This window comes from Carnimonas bestiolae (genome assembly GCF_051251145.1).
Lineage (GTDB): Bacteria > Pseudomonadota > Gammaproteobacteria > Pseudomonadales > Halomonadaceae > Carnimonas > Carnimonas bestiolae.
Map to the genome: position 1 here is coordinate 105,433 of NZ_JBPCZK010000002.1, position 22,822 is coordinate 128,254.

At 54.8% G+C, this 22,822-nt stretch carries 18 protein-coding genes and 1 pseudogene; 10 read left to right on the forward strand and 9 right to left on the reverse strand.

Translation table 11 applies throughout. The features are described 5' to 3' along the window. The first annotated feature begins 16 nt into the window (after positions 1-16). Entirely contained in the window at positions 17-2,140 is a 2,124-nt protein-coding gene (locus tag R84865_RS03895) for a RelA/SpoT family protein (protein ID WP_435632854.1), read from the forward strand. A gap of 183 nt (positions 2,141-2,323) precedes the next feature. Beyond that, positions 2,324-2,713, forward strand: a complete 390-nt coding sequence (locus R84865_RS03900; protein WP_435632855.1) for a RidA family protein — start codon at positions 2,324-2,326, stop codon at positions 2,711-2,713. Between the two features lie 186 nt (positions 2,714-2,899). On the opposite strand, the gene R84865_RS03905 is transcribed toward R84865_RS03900, so the two are convergent. Then, positions 2,900-3,754, reverse strand: a complete 855-nt coding sequence (locus R84865_RS03905; protein WP_435637781.1) for an SDR family oxidoreductase — start codon at positions 3,752-3,754, stop codon at positions 2,900-2,902. Positions 3,755-3,941: 187 nt separating this feature from the next. Here R84865_RS03905 and R84865_RS03910 point away from each other — a divergent pair, with 187 nt between their 5' ends. The 4 genes from R84865_RS03910 (at position 3,942) to R84865_RS03925 (ending at position 10,019) form a co-directional block, all read left to right on the forward strand. Continuing rightward, a complete protein-coding gene (locus R84865_RS03910) occupies positions 3,942-4,892 on the forward strand; it encodes a hydrogen peroxide-inducible genes activator (RefSeq protein WP_435632857.1) in 951 nt (316 codons plus the stop codon). A 52-nt stretch (positions 4,893-4,944) separates the two neighbouring features. Continuing rightward, positions 4,945-7,032 carry an ATP-dependent DNA helicase RecG gene (gene recG, locus R84865_RS03915; RefSeq protein ID WP_435638881.1) on the forward strand — a complete coding sequence of 696 codons (2,088 nt, stop codon included), beginning with the start codon at positions 4,945-4,947 and terminating at the stop codon, positions 7,030-7,032. Between the two features lie 614 nt (positions 7,033-7,646). Continuing rightward, the gene (locus R84865_RS03920; protein ID WP_435638882.1) at positions 7,647-8,702 is read left to right on the forward strand and encodes a hypothetical protein; all 1,056 of its coding nucleotides are present in this window, start codon (positions 7,647-7,649) and stop codon (positions 8,700-8,702) included. Positions 8,703-9,437: 735 nt separating this feature from the next. Continuing rightward, positions 9,438-10,019, forward strand: a complete 582-nt coding sequence (locus R84865_RS03925) for a hypothetical protein (protein WP_435638883.1) — start codon at positions 9,438-9,440, stop codon at positions 10,017-10,019. An 87-nt stretch (positions 10,020-10,106) separates the two neighbouring features. On the opposite strand, the gene R84865_RS03930 is transcribed toward R84865_RS03925, so the two are convergent. The 3 genes and pseudogenes from R84865_RS03930 to R84865_RS03940 all read right to left on the reverse strand — a co-directional run. Further along, on the reverse strand, positions 10,107-10,994 hold the full coding sequence (locus tag R84865_RS03930; protein ID WP_435638884.1) for a VOC family protein: 888 nt from the start codon (positions 10,992-10,994) through the stop codon (positions 10,107-10,109). Positions 10,995-11,090: 96 nt separating this feature from the next. Next, on the reverse strand, positions 11,091-11,423 hold the full coding sequence (gene hmuQ, locus R84865_RS03935; RefSeq protein ID WP_435632862.1) for a heme-degrading protein HmuQ: 333 nt from the start codon (positions 11,421-11,423) through the stop codon (positions 11,091-11,093). Between the two features lie 257 nt (positions 11,424-11,680). Beyond that, positions 11,681-11,980 (reverse strand): annotated as a pseudogene (locus R84865_RS03940) (HU family DNA-binding protein); the annotation flags it as partial. Between the two features lie 579 nt (positions 11,981-12,559). On the opposite strand from R84865_RS03940, the gene ubiA reads away from it, so the two are divergent. From ubiA to phoR, 3 genes are all read left to right on the forward strand, one after another. Next, on the forward strand, positions 12,560-13,447 hold the full coding sequence (gene ubiA, locus R84865_RS03945) for a 4-hydroxybenzoate octaprenyltransferase (protein WP_435638885.1): 888 nt from the start codon (positions 12,560-12,562) through the stop codon (positions 13,445-13,447). Positions 13,448-13,626: 179 nt separating this feature from the next. Then, a complete protein-coding gene (gene phoB, locus R84865_RS03950) occupies positions 13,627-14,322 on the forward strand; it encodes a phosphate regulon transcriptional regulator PhoB (RefSeq protein WP_435632864.1) in 696 nt (231 codons plus the stop codon). Positions 14,323-14,402: 80 nt separating this feature from the next. Then, positions 14,403-15,725, forward strand: a complete 1,323-nt coding sequence (phoR, locus tag R84865_RS03955) for a phosphate regulon sensor histidine kinase PhoR (RefSeq protein WP_435632865.1) — start codon at positions 14,403-14,405, stop codon at positions 15,723-15,725. Here the strand turns inward: phoR and R84865_RS03960 are convergent. From R84865_RS03960 to uvrD, 4 genes are all read right to left on the reverse strand, one after another. Further along, positions 15,705-16,706, reverse strand: a complete 1,002-nt coding sequence (locus R84865_RS03960; protein WP_435632866.1) for an N-acetylmuramoyl-L-alanine amidase — start codon at positions 16,704-16,706, stop codon at positions 15,705-15,707. The genes phoR and R84865_RS03960 overlap by 21 nt on opposite strands. 82 nt (positions 16,707-16,788) lie before the next feature. Next, a complete protein-coding gene (gene cysZ, locus R84865_RS03965) occupies positions 16,789-17,637 on the reverse strand; it encodes a sulfate transporter CysZ (RefSeq protein WP_435638886.1) in 849 nt (282 codons plus the stop codon). Positions 17,638-17,908: 271 nt separating this feature from the next. Then, positions 17,909-18,637 carry a phosphate signaling complex protein PhoU gene (gene phoU / locus R84865_RS03970; RefSeq protein ID WP_435632868.1) on the reverse strand — a complete coding sequence of 243 codons (729 nt, stop codon included), beginning with the start codon at positions 18,635-18,637 and terminating at the stop codon, positions 17,909-17,911. 116 nt (positions 18,638-18,753) lie between these two features. Continuing rightward, on the reverse strand, positions 18,754-21,042 hold the full coding sequence (gene uvrD / locus R84865_RS03975; RefSeq protein WP_435638887.1) for a DNA helicase II: 2,289 nt from the start codon (positions 21,040-21,042) through the stop codon (positions 18,754-18,756). Positions 21,043-21,604: 562 nt separating this feature from the next. On the opposite strand from uvrD, the gene R84865_RS03980 reads away from it, so the two are divergent. After that, positions 21,605-21,787 carry a hypothetical protein gene (locus R84865_RS03980; protein WP_435632870.1) on the forward strand — a complete coding sequence of 61 codons (183 nt, stop codon included), beginning with the start codon at positions 21,605-21,607 and terminating at the stop codon, positions 21,785-21,787. Positions 21,788-21,908: 121 nt separating this feature from the next. Here R84865_RS03980 and R84865_RS03985 read toward each other — a convergent pair whose 3' ends face one another. After that, positions 21,909-22,790 carry a DUF72 domain-containing protein gene (locus R84865_RS03985; protein WP_435637770.1) on the reverse strand — a complete coding sequence of 294 codons (882 nt, stop codon included), beginning with the start codon at positions 22,788-22,790 and terminating at the stop codon, positions 21,909-21,911. Positions 22,791-22,822: the final 32 nt, after the last annotated feature.

The following is a 22,822-nucleotide window of genomic DNA, read 5'->3' on the forward strand; positions in this document are numbered from 1 at the left end:
TCGGTCAGCCTACTGCATGTTCGCAATTGATGATCTTGCTGATCGCCTCGACGGATATCTTTCCAAGGATGAAATCCGTCAAGTAAGGCGCGCCTATTATTACGCCGAGCAGGCCCACGATGGCCAGCGTCGGCGCTCGGGCGAGCCTTACGTTACCCACCCCCTCGCCGTCGCCAATATTCTTGCCAATATGCACATGGACCCGCAGAGCCTGATGGCGGCCATGCTGCACGACGTTATTGAAGACACCGCGGTTACCCGTGAAGCGCTCGAAGAGCAATTCGGCGCGGAGGTGGCCAACCTGGTCGATGGTGTCTCGAAGCTTGCCAAGATAGCCTACGAAGACAAGGCGGTGGCGCAGGCGGATAACCTGCAAAAGATGGTGCTGGCAATGTCGCGCGATATCCGTGTGATCATCGTCAAGCTTGCCGACCGCCTGCACAATATGCGAACGCTGGGCTCGCTGCGCCCCGACAAGAAGCGCCGCATTGCTCGAGAAACCCTCGATATATACGCCCGCATTGCGAATCGATTGGGTATCAATACCATTCGTGTCGAGCTTGAGGATTTGGCCTTTCAAGCCATTCATCCCATGCGCGCAGAGCGTATTCGTTCCGCCGTGGCCCACGCGCGCGGTAATCGCCGCTCACTGGTGCGCCAAATCCAGAACCGTCTGCAGGAAACGCTCGATAACGCGGACCTGCCCGGTACGCTGACAGGCCGGCAAAAGCATTTGCTGTCGATCTACCGCAAAATGCGTGACCAGCACAAATCGTTCAATGATTTGATGGACGTGTTTGGCTTCCGCATCATTACTGACCGTGTCGACGACTGCTATCGCATTCTGGGCAAGGTGCATCAGTTGTATAAGCCGGTGCCGGGACGCTTCAAGGACTACATAGCGATCCCCAAATCGAACGGCTATCAAAGCCTTCATACCACGCTATTTGGCGTCGATGGCTATCCCATCGAGGTGCAGATACGCACCCGTGCCATGGAGGCAATGGCCAACAATGGCATCGCCGCTCATTGGCTTTACAAGGCCGGGCATACCGATCAGAGCATCGTCTCTGGCAGTCACAAGCGTGCGCGCGAGTGGGTGCAGGGGCTGCTGGAGATGCAGCGTCAGGCCGGCAGTTCGCTCGAATTTTTCGAACACGTCAAAAACGACCTGTTCCCCGACGATATCTACGTGTTCACGCCCAAAGGTGAAATCATGGAGCTGCCGCGCAATGCGACAGCGGTCGATTTTGCCTACGCCGTGCATACCGATATCGGCAATAGCTGTATTGCCTGCCGCGTTAATCGACACCTCGCCTCGCTGTCGATGCCGTTAAGTAGCGGTCAAACCGTCGAGATCATCACGGCTCCGGGCGCTACCCCCAACCGCAATTGGCTGAGTTTTGTCGGTACGGCCAAGGCCCGTTCTGCTATTCGCCACTTCCTCAAGCACCAGCAGCATAGCGACTGCGTAGGCCTTGGTCGGCGCTTGCTCAACAAGTCGCTGGGCGTATTTGATAGCTCCATTGACCAGCTTGCGCCCGGGGTGATGGAAGCGCTGCTGCACGATGAGAACCTCGAAACCACCGACGATCTATTTCATGCGATCGGCGCAGGTGCCAAAACGGCCTATAGCATTGCCAGACGCCTGATTCGAACCGATAGCGGCGGTGATCTTGCACCGCTGCCCAAGCTTCAGCCGCTCACTATCGATATGGGCAACAACAGCATCAGCTTTGCCCGCTGCTGCTTCCCGCTGCCAGGCGATAGCATTGTTGGCCACCTGACCCACGGCGATGGCGTGGTGATCCACCGCGGCGAATGTGCCAACGCGATTGGCCTGCTGGCGAAGGGTGAGCAGAGCGTCGATATCGACTGGCCCGACGATCTAAGTGTTTCGCTGCCCTCTTCGCTGCGCCTTGAAATCAAAACCGGCGCGCGGCTGATTGCTCAAATTGCAGCCTTGCTCGACGACGCGGGCGCTGACATTGAGCGCATCGACACCGAAGAAAACGACAGCCACCTGACCATTATCACTCTGGTGATCGACGTTCGGGATCGTGTGCATCTGGCACGCATCATGAAACGCATGCGCAACTTGTCTCAGCTTGAAAGCATGCGTCGCGTTATCGCAGGCTGAATATTCTCTCGCACCCCTCGCGGGCGGGCTGAACACCTTATCTCCCATCGCTTTTCGGCAGAAGCCGAGCGTCCACAACGCTCTGTCGATGCCCTGCCGACCAATCGCGATGAAGCTAAAGACACTCTTCACCAAATGTGGTGAAATCAGTGCTTAAACAATCGACGTTATTCAGGATCCCCTATGAGCAATCGCGCTGTCATCCAAACCGACGATGCACCTGCGGCCATTGGCCCATACTCACAAGCGGTTAAAGCAGGTAACACCATCTACCTGTCGGGCCAGATTCCGCTCGACCCTGCCACCATGGAACTGGTAGAGGGAGACGTTGAAGCTCAGGCACGTCAGGTATTCACCAATTTGGACACGGTCTGCAAAGCCGCCGGCGGTTCTTTGGGTGAGATCGTGAAGCTCAACATCTACATGACCGACCTTGGCAATTTTGCGAAGGTAAACAAGGTGATGGAAGAATTCTTCTCGGCGCCCTTCCCCGCGCGCGCTGCGGTAGGCATTTCAGCGCTACCGAAAGGCGCGCAGGTAGAAGCCGAAGGCGTGCTAGTGATCGGCGACTGATTATTGCCCACGCAATACGTTTCAAGCTGACCACGCCCTTTACAGGCCCGCCTGACAAGAGCCCCCGCGAAAACGCACTTTCGCGGGGGCTCATTGCTTGCTGACGTATTGCTGCTGACTCACGTGGCCGCAACCATCGCATTTTCCCGAAAATATCGGAGAAGAATCAGATTACGGCTTTTATCTTCATTTAAGATTTTCCAGCACGTCAGCATAGCCTTCCCGAAAGCTGGGATAACGAAAACGGTAGCCCTGTGCTTTCAGCCGTGCATTCGAACAACGCTTGTTAGAGCGCCGCCGCGCAGATGCATCGAGTTGTTGGGAAGGCGTTACGTCAAGGCGCTGGGCGAGCCACGTCATCACCTCGTAAAGCGTGGCCGGCTCGTCGTCGGAAGCAAGATAGATATCATCCACGGCATCGCCTTGCTGGTACCGTTCGATCAGGAAGGCCAGCACACCGGCAGCATCGTCGCGATGGATGCGATTAGTGAAGACCGCCGGGTTCTGTGGCACCGTATAGCCATCGCGCGCCTGGTTGATTAACCGCTCACGCCCCGGCCCATAGATACCGGAAAGCCGCACCACCGAGCCAGGCAAGGGGCTGTTTATCAGCCGCTGCTCGGCCTGACACATGATCTGACCGGAAAATCGGTCAGGCGTAGTGGGACTGCTTTCATCGACCACTTCGCCGCTCGACTGGGCGTAAACAGACGTCGATGATACGAACAATACCTGCCTTGGCGGCTGAGGGCGCTGTTCGAATTCACTTAAAATATTATCTAAACCTTGCGAATATGCGCTTTGATAGGCGCTTTCTTCGAATTTATCTGCACTGATAGCGTATACTAGGACGTCGGCATCGGGCAGCGCAGACACTGACGCGTTATCGCCAACGTCGAGTTGTATCGCTTCGAAGGAAGCAGGCACACTGCGGGAATCACGGCGCGCTCCGATAACGCGATAGCCTTGTGCTTGCAATTGCAAGCCTAGTGCGCTGCCAATATCACCGCAGCCGACAATCAGGATGGTGCGAGACGCCATTGGGTTCTCCCTGGCAAACAGAATGACAACAGACGCTTTTAGCCACAGAGTGTGAACCATGCACAGGCGTCTTGCATACTGTTCTCGGCACGGGATATCGCTTTGCTACGTTGGCCCCAACCGATCCTTACGTGAGGATGGCATTTGAGGGGTCGGTACCGCGCGGCAGCAATCAAAGGAAGAGAAGATGACGTTAACCGAGCTTCGCTACATCGTAACGCTTTCCCAAGAACGCCATTTTGGCCGCGCTGCCGAACGTTGTTTTGTCTCCCAGCCCACGCTTTCTGTCGCCGTGAAGAAGCTGGAGGAAGAGCTGGGTATCGCACTGTTCGAGCGCAGTAAATCTACCGTGCAAGTCACTCCAATGGGGGCGCGTATTATCGCCCAGGCCTCGCGGGTGCTCGAACAGGCCAACGTTATCAAGGAACTTGCCAACGAAGGCAAGGATCAGCTCTCCAGCCCGCTGCGCGTAGGTGCCATCTACACCATCGGCCCTTATCTTTTCCCGCACTTGGTCCCAGCGCTAACCGATTCAGCACCACAGATGCCGCTGTATATCGAAGAAAACTTCACCGGAGAGCTGCGCCGCAAACTTCGCTCCGGCGAACTCGACGTTATTATTGTTGCGCTGCCCTTTACCGAGCCGGACGTGCTAACCAAGGTGATTTACGAAGAGCCGTTCGAGGTACTGCTGCCCAAAGGGCACAAGTGGCTGAAAGAGAAAGAGATCGAGCGGGAATGGCTGCTGGACGAGCGACTGTTGCTGCTGGGCGAAGGCCACTGTTTCCGCGATCAGATATTGGAAACCTGCCCCGCACTTAGCCATCAGATCAATTCGCCAGTAGGTGGGCTGGTCGCCGAGGGCGGTTCACTGGAAACCATTCGTCATATGGTGGCCTCTGGGCTAGGCATTACCGTGCTGCCACGCTCCGCCACCGGTATCCGTCACTACGAAGATGGCATGCTCGAAACACGTCCATTTAGCGGGCCGCAGCCTTCGCGCTCCGTCGCCATTGCGTGGCGCGCCAGCTTCCCGCGCCCCAAGGCAATCGATGCGCTTACCAATGCCATCGACCCTAGCCAGCTGCATATCGATTCGCAGCAGCCAGCCAAGTCCACTTCCGACAGTTTGGCCTGAGCCCTACAGCGTAGCGATAGATGAATCACGCTAACCTCGGCAAGGAAACCGCATGAGCGCGCTGAATGAGGCGATCACGGCACTAGCTGGCGTCGGTGATGCCATGGCCGCCAAGCTGGCGCGCTTGGGGCTCAGCTCAATTTCCGACCTGCTGTTTCACTTGCCGCTGCGCTATCAGGACCGCACTCGAATTACCCCCATTGGCGAGCTGCGTGCCGGCCAGGAAGCGGTCGTCGATGGCGAAATCACTGCTGCAGACATTATTCAGGGGCGCCGCCGCAGCCTGCTGGTGCGCGTTAAGGATGGCAGCGGTGTTTTGTCGTTGCGCTTCTATCACTTTGCGCCTGCCCAGTTAAAGCAGTTCACTCGTGGCAAGCGCATTCGTCTGTTTGGAGAGGCCCGTACCGGCAGCACCGGCCTCGAAATCTATCATCCCGAATACCGGTTACTTAGCACCGAGGACGATGCGCACTCCGTCGAGGATCGCCTCACGCCGATTTACCCTACTACGGAAGGCATTACTCAGCTGCGCTTACGCGGCTTGATCGATCAAGCGTTCAAGCGATTCGATGCACACCCCAGCGCACTACCCGAGCTATTAAGCGACGCCCTACGTCAGCAGTTTCGACTCATTCACCTGCACGATGCGATACGCGAGCTGCACCATCCCGCAGCAGATGCGCCGGTCGATCAACTTGCAGCCGGCACTCATCCTGCCCAACGGCGGCTGGCCTTCGAGGAGCTACTGGCACATCAGCTCAGTCTCAAGGAAGTACGCACCCGCATTCAGCAAGACGGAGCGCCCGTGCTGCGCGGCGGCGATGCGCTGCAGGCGCGTTTCCTGACCGCCTTGCCCTTCTCGCTCACCGGTGCCCAACGCCGCGTGTTAGCGGAGATCGACCGCGATATAGAGCGCAATGTGCCGATGCTGCGTTTGGTGCAAGGCGATGTGGGATCAGGCAAAACCGTGGTAGCGGCCGCCGCCGCGTTACGCGCTACCGCGCAAGGCTATCAGGCCGCCGTTATGGCCCCTACCGAGCTGCTGGCCGAACAGCACTTCCGCAGTTTCTGCGCCTGGTTCGAACCGCTGGGCATCGAAGTGGCATGGCTAGCAGGCAAACTGAAGGGCAAGCCGCGGCTTGATGCCAAGGCCGCAATTGCCGACGGCCGAGCCCAGGTGGTGGTCGGCACTCATGCGCTGTTCCAGAAGGACGTACACTTCCATCGACTAGCGCTGGCGATTGTCGATGAACAGCACCGCTTTGGCGTGCACCAGCGCTTGGCGCTGCGTGAAAAAGGCGAAGCCGCGGGCGTAACGCCCCACCAGTTGGTGATGACGGCCACCCCCATTCCCCGCACCCTCGCCATGAGTGCCTACGCCGATCTTGATCTCTCCGTTATCAACGAGCTACCGCCCGGTCGTACCCCTGTTAAAACGGTGGCCATTGCCGATGGCCGCCGGGCCGAGGTGGTAGAGCGCATTTATCATGCGTGCGTTTCGGGACGCCAGGCCTATTGGGTATGTACTCTGATCGAAGAGTCGGAAGTGTTAGAGAGCCAGGCCGCAGAGGCCACCCATGCCGCGCTGGTGGACGCTCTACCTGATTTCACGGTGGGGCTGGTACACGGGCGCATGAAGGCAAAAGAAAAAAGCGAGGTAATGGCCGCCTTCAAGCAGGGCGATATCGATCTGCTGGTAGCGACCACGGTGATCGAAGTCGGCGTGGACGTGCCCAATGCCAGCCTGATGATTATCGAAAACCCCGAGCGCCTTGGCCTGGCCCAGCTTCACCAGCTACGCGGTCGCGTTGGGCGTGGTGATACCGAAAGCTTCTGCGTACTGCTGTATCATCCGCCGCTGTCAGACAGCTCTCGCGCACGCCTCAGCGTGATGCGCGATACCAATGACGGCTTCAAGATCGCCGAAAAAGACCTCGAACTACGCGGCCCCGGCGAAGTGCTCGGTACCCGCCAGACCGGCTTGCTCGGCATGAAGATCGCCGACCTTACCCGCGACCGCGACCTTCTCGATCCGGTTCACCGCCTCAGTGCAACGCTGATGCAGCAGCAGCCAGAACACGCCACCCCGCTCATTCGTCGCTGGTTGGGCGAAGAAGCCAACCAATACGCCGTGGTGTGAGCTGCACCTACTGCCCCACGCACACCCATCACAGCTCTAGCGTGCCGCGGATATGGCTCCGCGTGGTTCCGCCTACCCACACGTGGTCTGATGCAACATCACCTTTCGCGCTCATTCTTGTTTGCAACCTACACAGTGAGACACTGAGCATCCAAGCGCCTCATGATCAATAATTAAAAACGCTATAGATAACAATACACTAGATCATTTATCAGAATATCAGATCCCCATAAATTAATTTTTTTGGCACCAAACAATAAAAATGTTGACGTACATGGAGTTTACACATCATATGTATAAGTGATCTGATTCGTGAGGCCCCATAGCTGTTAATGCCTAAACAATAAAAATCAATAAAGAGGAATTTTATGGCTACTTATCAATTCGTTATGTCTCCTGATATGCCGAGCGGTGGCTTCTGGCAAAAATCCGAGGTGGGATAAGACGGTCAGCTGATTGTTACACCAATAGCACCCACAATATTTCCGCCAGACCTCGGTTCCGGAGGGGCCTCCCCAGAGAGTGGTAGCGGGACTCCTGGTAGTTCTGGAGGCTCAAATAACGACAGTGATCTCAACGTCGTAATTAAAGCCGATGCGGAAACACTTGACAATATGAAGAATATTACCCATATATCGGCGGAACTATTCAGCAATAAATTATCTCCCGATGAGCTAAACGCATTACACAAATCTGGTGATAAATTTGGAATAGTAAGTAGTGCCTTTGATTTCGTCTCGAGTGTTAATGATTTGATCGCTGAGGGAAACGATTTCAATCATTCCATCGCCTATCAAGCTACAATCATGACACTAACTGCCGCTGCGTCATTCGGTTTAACTAGCATGGTATTCGGTACAGGCGCTGTTACTATACCTGCAGTTATAGGAGGTATTATCGTTTATGATTCAATCGACTATGTGTTAAGCGACAGTGGAATTAAAGAGAAAATGAAAGAATTATTCTCAATAAATGGGGAGGTTAAAGATAGCTTTTCCGAGTATGACGTATATGCCCTTTCATATGATATGATTCATAATCCAGATAAATATTCAGAGAGTCGATTTGCTATTGAAAGCGTCGTGAACTCTGTTTTTAGAGAGCAGGGAGAATACTCCATCACCCTCAATCAGATTCTAACTGAGGGCAATGAGGAAACATTATTTGAAATGCAAAAAGATGGGGTTTTTGTAAATTTGACTAACATTAATGATTTTTCAATTGTGAGAGGCGGTGGTTTCACTGGAACAGGGCCTGAAATTAGATTATTAAGCTACTCAGACCACGCTAATTCTGTAGAGGGAGTGTCTCAAGATGAGCTAAATTCTATATTCGGAAATAATAATATTGAGAAATACTATTTTGAGTATATTGATGATAAGGCGCCGGGGCTTGAAAAAGGACCGCATACTTTAATTACCACTACTGATGATTTAATGTTTGAACTTGATGTAGATGGTAATGGAGACGGTGACTATCTTTTTTCCTTTAAAAATACTGAGTTGAAGTATACCGCAGGAAGGGGTGGAGGACCGATGGATCCCTTTGGCCCAGATTTTCAAGTAAAGTCTGATGCGGAAGATACCCAGCTCTCCAGCGCCCCGTCCGAGGGTTCCTTTGCTCAAATTACCGGTAGTATCTCAAACGCTGCTACCGATTATATACAATGACGAGAAGTAGAGGACTTTATGCTAGAGCAAGGGCTGAATAGCAGTTTTAGAAAAATGGACAATGGAGACATCGTTTACCTTGGACAATGGTGGGGTCCGGAGTACCTGGTGTCCGAAAAAGATCGCGATGAAATAAATAAGCTTAATAAACTAGCGATTCTATCGGGACCTTGTATCGCGGCTCTCGGTCACTATCATGATTCTTTTTGGACAATAATAGTGGCAGGTATCCTTGTGTCGGTAATTTTATATTTTAAGTATAAAAACATCGTCAAAAAATTGAGCGTATCACCCTATCCCAAGCATTCCTTTACCTCACGACTCAAGGATTATTGCCGAAATGTTTCGTGGGTATTGCTGTCATTTTCTCTAGCTATTCTTTCATTGATAAACTTTTTTTGCATTAGAAAAATGGTCTCTGATGGATATGACGATGTAGCAGGAATATGTGTATTTTTACTATTTCTGATAATGGAAATCTATTTTTTACTCATCCTAGCATACAAAGTTCTAAGTTGCTTTAGGCAACGCTTCTCTTGAAAAGAACACTCAGCGGATAGTGGTATCTGCTTATTTCCCCTCTCTTGGTATAAGCCGGTGAGATATAGTGATATGTACCGATTTGATGATAGCGCACAGATACTTTTAGCTATTTTGATGAAGGGCTCTATTGCTGTGGATATAACATCCTAATGGCCTAGAAACCATTTCGAAAAACGAAAAAGGTCTTCGACCATGTTGTTCTACAAGCAAATATCACGCATGGAAGGTAGCCGGTTCCGTACCATGGAAAACGGCGATGTGGTTTTTTGCGCGCATTTTTATAGGGGAACGGAGTATCTGGTTACCCCCGAACAGGTGAGCTACTTCACGACATTGAAGATGACGTGTTGGTGCTTGATGATTCCAGGATTTGTATTGGGAGGCATCGCAGGCCGGAATTACGCCACTTATCCTTGGATGCTTATATTATTTGGTATTGCACTGGTAATAGGCATGATGTGGTATGCTAAGCGATATAACGCCATGGTTAAAACGCTGACGCCTTCGCCCTATCCAGAATTGACGCTATTACAGCGCATCACGCGACGAATCGACCATATACCGGGAAGCTTGCTCGCGATATGTGCGGTTGGTTCGTTGCTCACCTCCGCGCTTTTCTTTTTTATTATAACTCACAGAGCATCAAGCGAAGCTACGTCTACCGCGGGCGTGTGGGTGTTATTTCTTTATTGTGTGTTGATGACGATTTTTGGCTTTTCGCTACTAGCTTATAAATCACGCAGTTGGTTGAGAAAGCGTCGTGAAACATCTTGATGCGCGACCCTTTAATTCGCCGCTGGTTGGGCGAAGAAGCCAACCAATACGCCGTGGTGTGAGCGATATCGCAAGTTGCCCGCCGCCCTACCACAGGCAATCTTCGCACTGTTCGAACCTTAACAGCGTGTTCCCCAGCACTACGGCAGGCACTTCTGCCGCGAGAGAGGAAATGCGTTCGAACGCCACGTCGTTGCGCTGCCATCCTTGGATGGCGGCTTCAAGATCAGTGGTTTCCAGTGAGATGGCAACCACTCTGGGCGGTGAGGCCGCTATGCTGCCAAGGCTGGGAAGCCTTGCACTCGCTTGAGCAGGGCTAACCAGCCAGATATCTGCCTTGTCGGTGGCAATGTGATAGCCGCCATCCACGGCGCTAATGCGATCTTCGCCGTGGATGATGCGAAAAAAGTGGATATCGCGCTCCAACTCATCGCTGACGTACCACAGTGCCGAGACTCGATAAACGCCATTAGGATGTTCAGGAAAATAACCGTTGGGGCGCAATAGCTCGGGATGAAGCTGCTGACACAAGAATTGGGTAAGAAAAGGCTGCGCGGGGTCATGGAGGAAATCGAGAATAACGCCTGAGTCGAACAGCTCGCCATTGTCGTTACGTGCCTGCCACTCGAAGGTAATCGGCGACCACGGAGCGAACCCCTGTGCTTCGATCAGAGCATGGTCATGCTCCATATCCTTACTATGCAGCGCGACCATCGCAACGCCGCCGCCCATTCTGTTGCGTGCCTCAATCAAGCGGGCGAAGCGAAAACCGTTGGCATCGCCGAAGCCAGCCAATGCCGGACGCGTAATGGCGATCAGCTCGATGAACGTATCGCCGAAGAGAATCAGCTCATTTTCGGTACCCCAAGGATGCACATAATGAATGCCTCCCAGAAATCCCAGAGCATTGGCCTGCGTTCGTGCTGATGCTAAATCGGATACAGCTACTACCGGATGATCCACGCCAAAACTCATTGCTGGTCCTCGTCGTTGTGCTCAGCGCTGGCCCATTCCCGCTAATGGACAGAGGGCGGCGCAAGATCTACAGCGGCAATTCATGTTAAAGCGTCGCTATTCAGTGCTATCAGCCTTCACCGTTTGCAGCGATTCGAATCCCTCGAACTCGGGTGGCCCCAGATAAATGGCTTCGCGGTTCACCTTCCCAGCATTCGCGTGCGCAGCACGGAACGCATCCGAACGCGTCCAGCCAATAAAGTCATCGTGAGAACGCCAGATCGTATGCGATGCATACAGTACGTGATCGTCACGCTCTGGGCCGCGCAGCAGATTAAACTCCACAAAACCGGGCAACGTCTGCAAATGCGTTTCGCGCTCCAGCCAGATTTTTTCGAACGCATCGGTGGATTCGGGACGTACCTTGAAACGATTCATCGCGATATACATGTGGATAACGCTCCTGAGCGCAGATTCGTTGGAGTGTGGATAACAAATACCAGAAAATTCACTCACTTATCCAGTAAAGCGAATAAATTCGGTGACGCCAATCGTGACTATCAGGAAACGCCGCCAATACGCGGAGGGATATTCAGGAGGGAAAGTAACGCAGCACTACCGGGGTAGGCAGAGGATCGGCGCTCGGAAGGGAGAAGACAGCACGCTGATGGTGAAGCCTGAAATGCGAGCGCCGACTGAAAGATGCCTTACTTCACAGCATCTTTAAGGCCTTTACCAGCCTTGAAGCTAACGTTTTTGCTGGCAGGAATCTTCAGTTCAGCGCCAGTCTGTGGGTTCTTGCCGGTACGTGCCGCACGCTCGCGTACGGTGAAAGAGCCAAAGCCAACCAGGCTGACGTCTTCACCTTTGGAAACGCTGGAAGTGATTTCGTCGAGGATGACGTTCAGGACCTGACCTGCCTTTTCTTTGGAAAGATCTGCTTTTTCTGCAATGGCAGCGGCGAGTTCTGGTTTACGCATAGTTATCTCCTGGGTATGCCTTGAATGGCATGTTTGCCGGCTGGACCGGACATTTTTATAAGGACCGACGTGTTCCCATCAATCCTCGGCCAGATACTTCAGGCCCGATTGAATACGCAACGGCAACTTTACCACCTATTTGCGTATCCGGTTTTTCGATTACCTAATGGCAAATTGCCGCAGCCCGCACGACAACCCGCATAAAGGCGGCAATGTCATGCTAGCAACACTCATCGCGTATGCCTAGGGCTATTGGTAGTAGGGCTGTACTTTCATAAGCGGGCAAACCACTTATTGATGAGGGCCCAATTTTACCTTAAGCACATTATTGCCAACTAATCGTCTAAATAAAGCGTAAACCAAGCGGCAATCACGTCGTGCGACCCCGCAATCTTTGAAACGCAGAACCGCGCCCAATAGGGGAGCTGGCTACACGCCGCTACCCATTCAGAGAGTATGGTGCTGCCACCTTATCACGGCGCCGGTGGGGCCTGAGATAACGTGGCGATGCCCGCTGAACGAAGCCAAACGAACGCCGGCCAGCGTCTGCACGGCCGCGGGTGGCGATGGTACACTGCCGGTCTACTTGTTATCCGTTGAGCCGTCATGACTGCTAACTCTGCACCTTGGCAACGTATCTGCCACCGTCTTCCCGACTTCATGCGCCTGATGCGCCTGGATCGCCCGATCGGCACCTGGCTGCTGATGTGGCCCACCATGAGCGCCTTATGGCTGGCTTCAGACGGACTGCCGCCGCTGTCGCTGCTGCTTATTTTTATTGCGGGTGTTTACTGCATGCGCGCGGCGGGCTGTGTCATCAACGACTTCGCCGATCGCAAGCTCGACGGGCACGTCAAACGCACCAAAGAACGCCCTCTGGCGACCGGGCGAATTGCCTCGTGGGAGGCACTGCTACTGTTTTTGGGCCTGGTCGTAGTGGCTTTCGTGCTGGTGTGCTTTACCAACGCCTCCACGGTGCTGCTGTCGTTCGTTGCGGTGGCGCTGGCGGCCTGTTACCCCTTCATGAAGCGCTATACTCATCTGCCGCAAGTAGTGCTAGGCGCCGCCTACAGTTGGGGCATTCCGATGGCGTTTATGGCCGTTAATCAGACCATACCCACTGCCGCCTGGTGGCTGTTCATCGCCAACGTGGTATGGACGCTGATGTACGACACCGAATACGCCATGGTCGATCGCGACGACGATCTCAACGTCGGTATCAAATCTACTGCCATCCTATTTGGCCGCATGGACCTGGCCGTTTTGGCACTACTGAAAGTGATTGTGCTGGTGCTGCTGGCTGGGCTGGGCGTGCACTTCATGCTGGGAGCGTTCTTCTGGCTGGCGCTACTGGGCATACTGGCGCTGTTTGTTTACCAGCAATACCTGACCCGCCAACGCGAACGAGATGATTGCTTCAAGGCGTTTCTCAATAACCATTGGGTGGGCGTGCTGCTATTCAGCGGCGTAGTGCTGGCACTGTGGCCCGTGTAGCGAGTTGTATAAACACGCCAACCGCGCTGTGCGAACGAAGTGAAAAACTCCCGCGGGGCTGTCACCATTCTGTCACTACTTTGCGTTTGAATTGTCATGCAAACGCCACAAAGCGGCATTTGCTTATCAATAGCGAACTCCACGAATCCGCTACCTCATGGTGATGAGATTAAGCTGACATGACTCAAACCGTATTGATCGTAGATGACGAACCTTCCATTCGCGATATGATTGCTATTTCCTTGGAGATGGCCGACTTTCGCGTTCTTGAGGCGGAAAACGCGCAGAAGGCGCTGGCGCTGGCCGTTGATGAGCGTCCCGACCTGATTCTGCTCGATTGGATGATGCCGGGCACCAGTGGTGTAGAACTTGCGCGTCGTTTGAAGCGCGAGGAAACCACCAAGGAAATCCCCATCATTTTGCTGACCGCCAAAAGCGAAGAAGACAACAAGGTGCAGGGGCTGGAGGCAGGCGCCGACGATTACATCACCAAGCCCTTCTCGCCTCGTGAACTGATTGCTCGCATGCGTGCGGTACTGCGCCGCGCCACGCCGGCCAGCCAGAGCATCCTCGAAGTTGACGGGCTGTCAGTTAACATCGACAGCAAACGCGTAAGCATCGACGGCGAGCCAATCGATATGGGCCCGACCGAGTACCGACTGCTGGCGTTCTTTATTTCCCATCAGGAACGCGCCTATTCGCGCGCACAGTTGCTCGACCAGGTATGGGGCGCTTCTGTTTACGTTGAAGAACGCACCGTTGATGTTCACATTCGTCGCTTGCGTAAAGCACTCGGTGAAAAACACGACTACCTTATTCAGACCGTTCGCGGCACCGGGTATCGATTCTCACACCAGCGCTCTCGCGCAGTATGAGGCACGCCTGAGAGGCCGCACGCTAAACCACTCACTGCCCAACGCAGTACGCTGTATAACCGCTGAGGGCCAAATGAGAGATGGCAGTGCATCGCTGGATTCGTGAACTACTGATTCTGCTACTCACAACGCTATTGGGCATCGCTGTCGCTAGCCTGTGGCATCAGTGGCTGGCAGGCGTTGCCGTTGCGCTGGCGATCTACCTTGCGTACAGCCTGCTGCAACTGTGGCGACTCGATCGCTGGGCAAAGCACCCTGATCGCGCGCTACCGCCCCATGCGCCCGCTCAGTGGGGCGCCGTATTCGATCACCTTTACCGCTATCAGCGCAAACAGCGCCGACGCCAGGAGCAACTGCGCCAGGTGATTGGTCGCTTCGACCGGCTGTCGGAAGCACTGAGCGACGGTATGGTGGTGATTACTCAGCGCGACACGCTGGATAACTGGAACGCCGCCGCTGGCCGCTTGCTCGGTTTCAAATACCCTCACGACCGCAGCCAGCATGTGACTAACCTGCTGCGCCACCCACTGTTTGTCGAATACTTTGCCACCGGCAACTTCGACGACCCCTTAGTGATCAAATCCCCCACTGACGAATCGCGCTGGTTGCAATTCCAGATCATCACCTACGGCAACAATGAGCGTTTGATGGTGGTCCGCGATATCACGCGCTTGCAGCGTTTGCAGGAGATGCGACGCGACTTTGTCGCCAATGTGTCGCACGAACTGCGCACCCCGCTAACGGTGTTCACCGGTTATCTCGAGCCCTTGGCCGCGCACGCCGACACGCTACTGCCACCGCGCATGTCGAAGGGTGTCGAGCAAATGCAGCAGCAGGCCAACAGAATGCGGCATTTGATTGACGACTTGCTAATGCTGTCGCGCCTTGAGAACGAGCAAACGCTCTCGCCACTAACGCCGGTTAACGTTACCAGCCTGATGCAGCGCGCCTACGAAGATGGCGTCGCGCTGTCACAGGGCCGTCAGCATCTTACCCTCACGCTCGACAGCGACAAGCAGTTACTGGGTGATGAAGAGCAACTCAGAAGCGCTGTAACGAATCTGGTCAGTAACGCCGTGCGCTATGCGGGAGATAACCGCAACATTACGCTGAGCTGGAATGAAACAGCTGCCGGGGAAGGACGCCTGAGCATTGCAGATGACGGCGAGGGCATTGATAGCCACCACCTTGCACGCTTGACCGAGCGCTTTTACCGCGTCGATAAAGGCCGCTCAAGCGCTACCGGAGGCACTGGCCTGGGCCTGGCGATCGTCAAGCACGTGATGCTGCGCCACCAGGGTGAACTCGATATAGAATCGACCCTCGGCAGGGGCTCATGCTTCACGCTGAGCTTCCCAGCACAGCGCTTGCATCAAGATGACTCAGTGTTGCGAGAGCAGTAGCGCAGCCTGCCGCGGGCTACGATATTTGCTGACCAGCGCAAACAGAATCGCAGCGGTTTCAGCATCGTAAGTGCCATCGTAGCGAGTGGGCCTGAAATGCATCTGGAAACTGGCCAATACGCGTTTGGTTGACTGGTCAAAATCACCGCTTGCGGTAATGTCGTAGCCGTAGCTGGCCAATGCACGCTGCAACTGCGCGACCGTTGGCAGTCGTGCGTTAAAGCGCTGGCGGTAGTAAGCCACCGTGCTCGCCTCAGGCCACGCGCCTATGCCTGCCTGCGCCAACCGCTGCCACGGGAAGAACGGACCCGGATCGAGCTTGCGCCCCGGTGCGATATCAGAGTGCCCCACCACGTGGGTCGGATCGATGTGGTAGCGCGTCACAATATCCTTGGCCAGCGCGGTTACCAGCGCCACCTGCGACATCGAGAAAGGTGAAAACACCATTCCATCCCGCGTTTGCTTGAAGCCCATGTTGACGATTTCGATACCAATAGAGGTGTCGTTCAGCCCCTTCTTGCCATCCCAACTACTGCGCCCCGCATGCCAGGCGCGCTTCGATTCGTCCGCCAATTGCATCACCACCGGCTGGCCCTGATAACGCCCTGGCTGCTCTAGCACTAAATAATGCACGCCCACCGTGTTGCCTTTGAGCGCATCAATGGAGCGTTGATCGTTTTCAGCAGTGTAGTGAATGACCAGCGTTTGAATTCGCTCGTTGGCCCCTTGAGTATGCAGCGAGTGATCGACACGGTAGCCGTTACGACGCTCCAACTGGCGTCCTTCGCTTGCCGAATAGATCTTGCTGGCGTGACGATCCTGTACCACCGGCACATCGCTGGTCAGCGCCTTGGCAGCCGTTGCGTTTACCGCCGCTGCTGGCTGAGCGGCTTCGGGGCGCGGCTTGTTACCGGCACAGCCTGCGATTAGCGCTACCACCGCGAGGATGCCTGAAAGGCGAATAACCGACTGCTTTATCATGAGTGTTTCCAGATGAAGTGCTGCATACAGCAAAACGTTGGGCATCCCCCAACAAAAGGCGACAACTTAATCATTCAAGTTGCTAATGGTGATGCTCTACCGCCTTGCCAGGCAAGGTCTCGTTAAGCAAACGATAATGATCACGCCACAAAATAACGCCCGCCGCCACTGCGCCCGGCATCACGAACAGGTTAACCACAGGAATCCAGATCAGTACGCTAACGGCACCGCCAAACGACAGCGTGCGAAAGCGCTTCGCCTGCAATAGCTCACGCATGCGAGCGACGCTAACGCCATGAGCATCCATGGTGTAGTCGAGATACTCGGCTGCCAGGCTCCAGGCCGAAAACACCAGCCATAAAAACGGCGTAATCACGTTAATGCCCGGCACAAATCCCAATATCAGCAGCACCAGCATGCGCGGCACCACATGACGCAGCTTTTGCAGTTCGCGTATCACGCCATCCAGCGACTGCCGCCACAGGCTGCGTGAATCCTCGGCGGGCGGCTCGCCCAAATGGCGCTCGACGGCTTCTACCAGAAAGCCATAGAACGGCGACGCGAGTAAGTTCACCATCACGGTGAAGGTATAGAGCGCCGGCACAATCAGCGCCAACACAAACAGCGGCAGCAATAGAAAATCGAGCCACTGCAGCCAACTTGGCACCGCGTTCATCCAATGCTCAAGCCAACCAGAGAACAGCGTGGCCAGCAGCGCAATCATGCCCGCGTACAGCAGCAAAATAATGATCACTGGAACAATGACATAGCGACGCAGGCCCGGCTTCAGTACCAGCCGGATACCCTCGCCCAGCGAAGAAAAACCATCGAGCATACCAGCGCAGCCCTTAACGGTAACAAGAGGAAGTGATTGGCGTTGTCTGGCACCGCAGCCGCTGTGGCGCACATGAATCCAATACGCTATCGCCACGCGAGCGACCGCCTTCGATGCGTCGCACAGGCCGAAAAACCTGCGCCAATGTGCGGTTAGGCAAGGCCAAGAGGTAAGGATTATCTCGCGACTGTACAGACACAACAATAGTCGAATCGTGATCCGAGCATGCCGTCGCACACGTTAACCGCTTATCACGAAAAAAGCGCCACGAGGGCGCTTTTGACTGATAACGTATTAAAGGCAGTATCACTTAACTAGTCAGAGCGACGCGACGCCGCTTAATCACCCGCGCGTGAAGGAATAAGAACTAACGAATATCGTCGAGATCCTTTTCTTCCAGATCGCGCAGGTGGGTGTGGCGCAAATCCAGCCCCTTCACCAGATAAATAACCGATTCGGCAAGGTTATCCGCGTGATCGCCAATACGCTCCAGCGCTCGCAGCACCCACATCACGTCGATAACGCTGGTAATGGAAGAAGAATCTTCCATCATGAAGGTAGCCAGTGCGCGAAGCGCGCTCTTGTAGTCGCTATCGACGTCCTGATCGGCGCGCCGCACTTCCAGCGCCAGACCGGTATCGAAGCGGGCAAACGCGGTCAGCGAATCGCGTACCATGCGTTTTACCTGCGCACCGATACGGCGAATTTCGACCAGTCCACGGTCGCTTTCTGTCTGCCCCATCAGCGCCTGCGCATGGCGCGCAATCTTGTCGGCTTCATCACCGATACGCTCAAGGTCAGACGCGGCCCTGATCACCGCAATCACCAGCCGCAGATCAGACGCTGCCGGCTGACGCCGCGCAATAATCTCGGTCGATTCGTCATCGATTTGCAGCTGCATTTCGTTGACGTCGTGATCCTGCTTGCTTACTTGCTCGGCCAGCGCACCGTCGCGATTTTGCAGCGCATCAAGCGCATCGCCCAGCTGCCGCTCGACCAGACCACCCATTGCCATTAAATGGGTCTTAAGCCCTTCCAGCTCTTGATTGAACTGACGGGAGATATGCTGACTGTGTTGCCCGCTCAATGTATCCATGGGCTGCTCTCAAAGACGGTTATGCGATATGCGGAAGACGACCATGCTACTCGCATTGTTTCACCCGCGTGTGACGAGCATATGACGGAAAATCCATCACTGCATCACCCCCTTGGCTACAAGGCCTCCAGCTTAGCGAAGCCCAGCACCAGCCATTTGTCGCCATGCTCCTCGAAGCTGACCTGCACGCGTGCACGATCGCCCTGCCCTTCGCCGTTGACCACCACGCCCTCGCCAAACATTGGATGGCGAACGCGCTGCCCTAACGACAGGGTTTGGCCGCTGCCTTCGGTATCGGTTTGCTGCGAGAGGCCGGTGCGCGGACGCGGTGCCGGATAATTGGTAGAGCCGCCGCTAAAGCTCCCGCCATAGCCGCCGCCATACCCGGAACGATCGGCCATGGGCCGCGATACCTGACCGCGCAGCCGTACTTCTTCGATCAGTTGCGTTGGCAATTCACGAATAAAACGCGACGGACGCTGGTAGGTCTCTTTGCCGTGCAGGCGACGCATCTCGGCGTAAGTCAGGTACAGCTTCTCCATCGCGCGGGTGATGCCCACGTAACAGAGGCGGCGCTCTTCCTCGAGACGGCCCGGCTCTTCTACCGACATTTTGTGGGGGAACAGCCCCTCCTCGACACCGGCAATAAACACCAGCGGGAACTCGAGCCCCTTGGCCGAATGCAGCGTCATCATCTGCACTGCGTCCTCGAATTCGTCGGCTTGCTGCTCGCCTGCATCGAGCGCAGCCTCTGCCAAAAAGCGCTGCAACGACGCCTCGCCGGCAGCCTCGCCTTCAGGCTCGGCTGGGTCGGTACCGCGAATCCCGCTATCTTCCTGGGTGAAGGCGCGTGCAGCACTGACCAGCTCTTGCAGGTTTTCAACGCGCGCCTGACCCTTTTCGCCCGGCTCATTCTGGTGATACTCAATCAGGCCAGATGACTTGATCACGTGATCGAACTGCTCGTCGAGCGGCAGCCCAGCAGTATCGTTATCCAACTCGTCGATCAGGTTGGCAAATGCGGTCAAAGCATTGGCCGCACGACCGCTGATGGCCTTTTTCGCCACCGCATCGTGGAGCGCATCCCACAGCGAGGTGCCTTCATCGCGGGCGTGAGCGCGCAAACGCTCAATGCTTTTGGTGCCGATCCCGCGCGCCGGAACGTTGATCACGCGTTCGAGGGCAGCGTCATCGTTGCGTGTGACCAGCAGGCGCAAATAGGCCAGCGCATTCTTGATTTCGAGACGCTCGTAGAAACGGTGCCCGCCATATATGCGGTACGGCATAGAGGCACGAATCAGCGCTTCTTCGAGCACGCGCGATTGCGCGTTAGAGCGATACAAAATGGCGATATCGCGGCGCGCCATGCCGTCTTCCTTCACCGCATGGGCGATGGTATCGACAATAAAGCGCGCTTCGTCGAGATCGTTAAAACCCGCGTAGACCGAGATTTTTTCGCCACTGCCGGCATCGGTCCACAGCTCCTTGCCCATGCGCCCTGCATTGTTGCGAATCAGCGAGTTGGCGGCTTCCAGAATGGCTTCCGTGGAGCGATAGTTACGCTCCAGACGCACCACCTGAGTCTGAGCGAATTCACTGCGAAAACGCTCCAGGTTTTCTACCTTGGCGCCACGCCAGCCATAGATGGACTGATCGTCATCGCCGACTACCGTCAGCCGCGCGCGCTCGCCTGCCAGTAGCTTAAGCCACAGGTACTGCAGGGTGTTGGTGTCCTGAAACTCGTCGACCAAGATATGACCAAAGCGCTCACGATAGTGCTCTAGCAAGGCCGGCGTATCACGCAGCAGCTCCAGCGAGCGCAGCAGCAGCTCGCCGAAGTCGACCAGCCCCGATAGCTCGCACGCAGCCTGATAGAGCGAATAAAGCTCGACCATTTGCTGCAAATAGGCATCGCCCGCTGCATCGACATCGGAGGGGCGCAGCCCTTCTTCCTTACAGCCCGAAATGAAGTTGACCACCTGACGCGGCGGGTATTTCTCGTCGTCGATGCTGTGATCTTTCAGCAGGCGCTTCACCAGCCGCAGTTGGTCATCGCCATCGATAATCTGAAAATGCTCGATCAGGCGCGCATCCTGCCAGTGCGTGCGCAGCAGCCGATGGGCAATCGAGTGGAAGGTGCCGACCCACATGCCGCGCGCAGAGTGGTGCAGCAGCCCGTCGAGACGCGTGCGCATCTCGCGCGCCGCCTTATTGGTGAAGGTAACGGCCAGAATGGCATACGGCGATAGATGCTCTTCTTCGATCATCCAGGCAATACGATGCACCAGCACACGCGTTTTGCCGGAACCAGCGCCAGCCAGTACCAGCAGATTGCCCTGAGGCGCACTAACCGCCTCACGCTGTGCGTCGTTCAAACTGTCGAGAAGACGGTGGTCGGAAGTCACAGAGATACCCGAAAAAAATAAGCGTGAATTGGCGCTATTCTAGCATAACCGAGCGCTCGACCCGAGCTACTGACGCACTGCGCGGCACGATCTCGGCGCGCAAATGGCCGCACTTTTTTAACGCTTCTTTATAAAGCAATTCGACACCTTGGCGTCGAGGTCGTCTACACACCCGCGGTTGCTCTTCATGTTTATCTTTTTATTTACCTGACAAGCATCGGATAGCGCCACCGCGCTCTTCGGCAGCCGTATTGATCGATTTTTATAACCGCCCAATCGGCCTTTAAAGGGTGCGGGTAATCACTATTTAAAACATTCATCACAGTGTCATCGGGCTGCGATATCACTCTATACAGGTAGTCGAACACATTAATAATGTGCGTCGATTACCGTTGGGTGTTGTCTGAACAGCGTGCGAGGGGTAACTTGGACATGCAAACAACGCCTTCGACGACTGCGTTAGTTTGCTGAGAAGCACCGCTCTTTTATCGATTTACATCACCGCCCGTGCACTGTTCAGACAGCACCCGGCCACTGCTTTCGATATGTAAGGAGTTCGTGAATGCCTCAACACGCGTCGCACTTTCCGACCGAAGCAAAACTCATCTCCACCGTTCTTCATTTAGAAGCCCTCGCCAGCGCCAAACGCCAACGACTCGCCAGCTACCGTTATCGCAACGCACGTCAGGGAATAGAACGACATTGGGAAAGACGACGACTCGCGCAAGAAGCCGACATCCTTTAGCTCGACGCACCCGCTATTAAATAAGCGATTATTACTGCCGCGTCCTATTGGGCGCGGTTATCGATACCCCCTCCTTCCGCAGCTACCGCTATTCTGGATATACGCTTTCGAGCCCCTCACATTAAAACAGTGAGTGCTGCCGCTCGGCGGGAAACTCGGTGTTATCAGGCAATATGGAATGATTGGGAAGGTGCTCGGCAAGGCGCTGAAGCAGCGCTCGAGCAAGCGCTGGCGCGTGGCGGTTATCCGGTGTATGAACAAAGAGAAATGGACTTTTCCCCTGAGTTATCCACAGGCAAAGCTGCTCAATCCATGGCGTAAAGCACTGATGATTAATCGCCATATCGCTGTGCCCTATAAAACGAATAATAGGATGCAGTCCAGTCGAAATCACGTGTAGCGGGCGTCGCGGTTTTTCGGACTGGGCCACCGATAATCCCGAATCATTATTAGCAGGCGTTGAAAAAAGTGCGCGGGTATCCAACATCACTCGATCGGTATTATAAGTTATCAACAATCGATTAAAGTTTTTTTCCACCGCTCCTTTTGCAAACAGGATGGGATCACGCGGTTCTACCGAACAGCCAATATGGGAAGGCCAGCGATCAAGCAAATGGTGTAAACGATCCATTTCGGCTTCGCCAAAGTTGCGTGGTAATTGAACCATTACAGGGCCTAAACGCTCCTCCAATGGTGCAATACGATCAATAAACTCATCTATACCATCGTCCACATTGGTTAATCGGGCATCGTGGGTAAACGCCGACGGCAGCTTGAAACAGAATTTAAAATGCGCGGGCGCAGCGTCTCGCCACAGTCGAATGGTATTTACGGAAGGCGCTCCGCTATAAAAGGTCGTATTGCCCTCTACCGCCGAAAACCAGCCAGCGTATTCCGACAAGCTATCGCGCATCGACATGTGGGAAGGATAAAAGGTGCCGCGCCAATCGGGATTCGCCCACATGGGGAGACCGGTAAACAGTGCGCCATCAGAAAGATTCATGGAAATTATCCCTTCTGGATAAACGCAGCCTT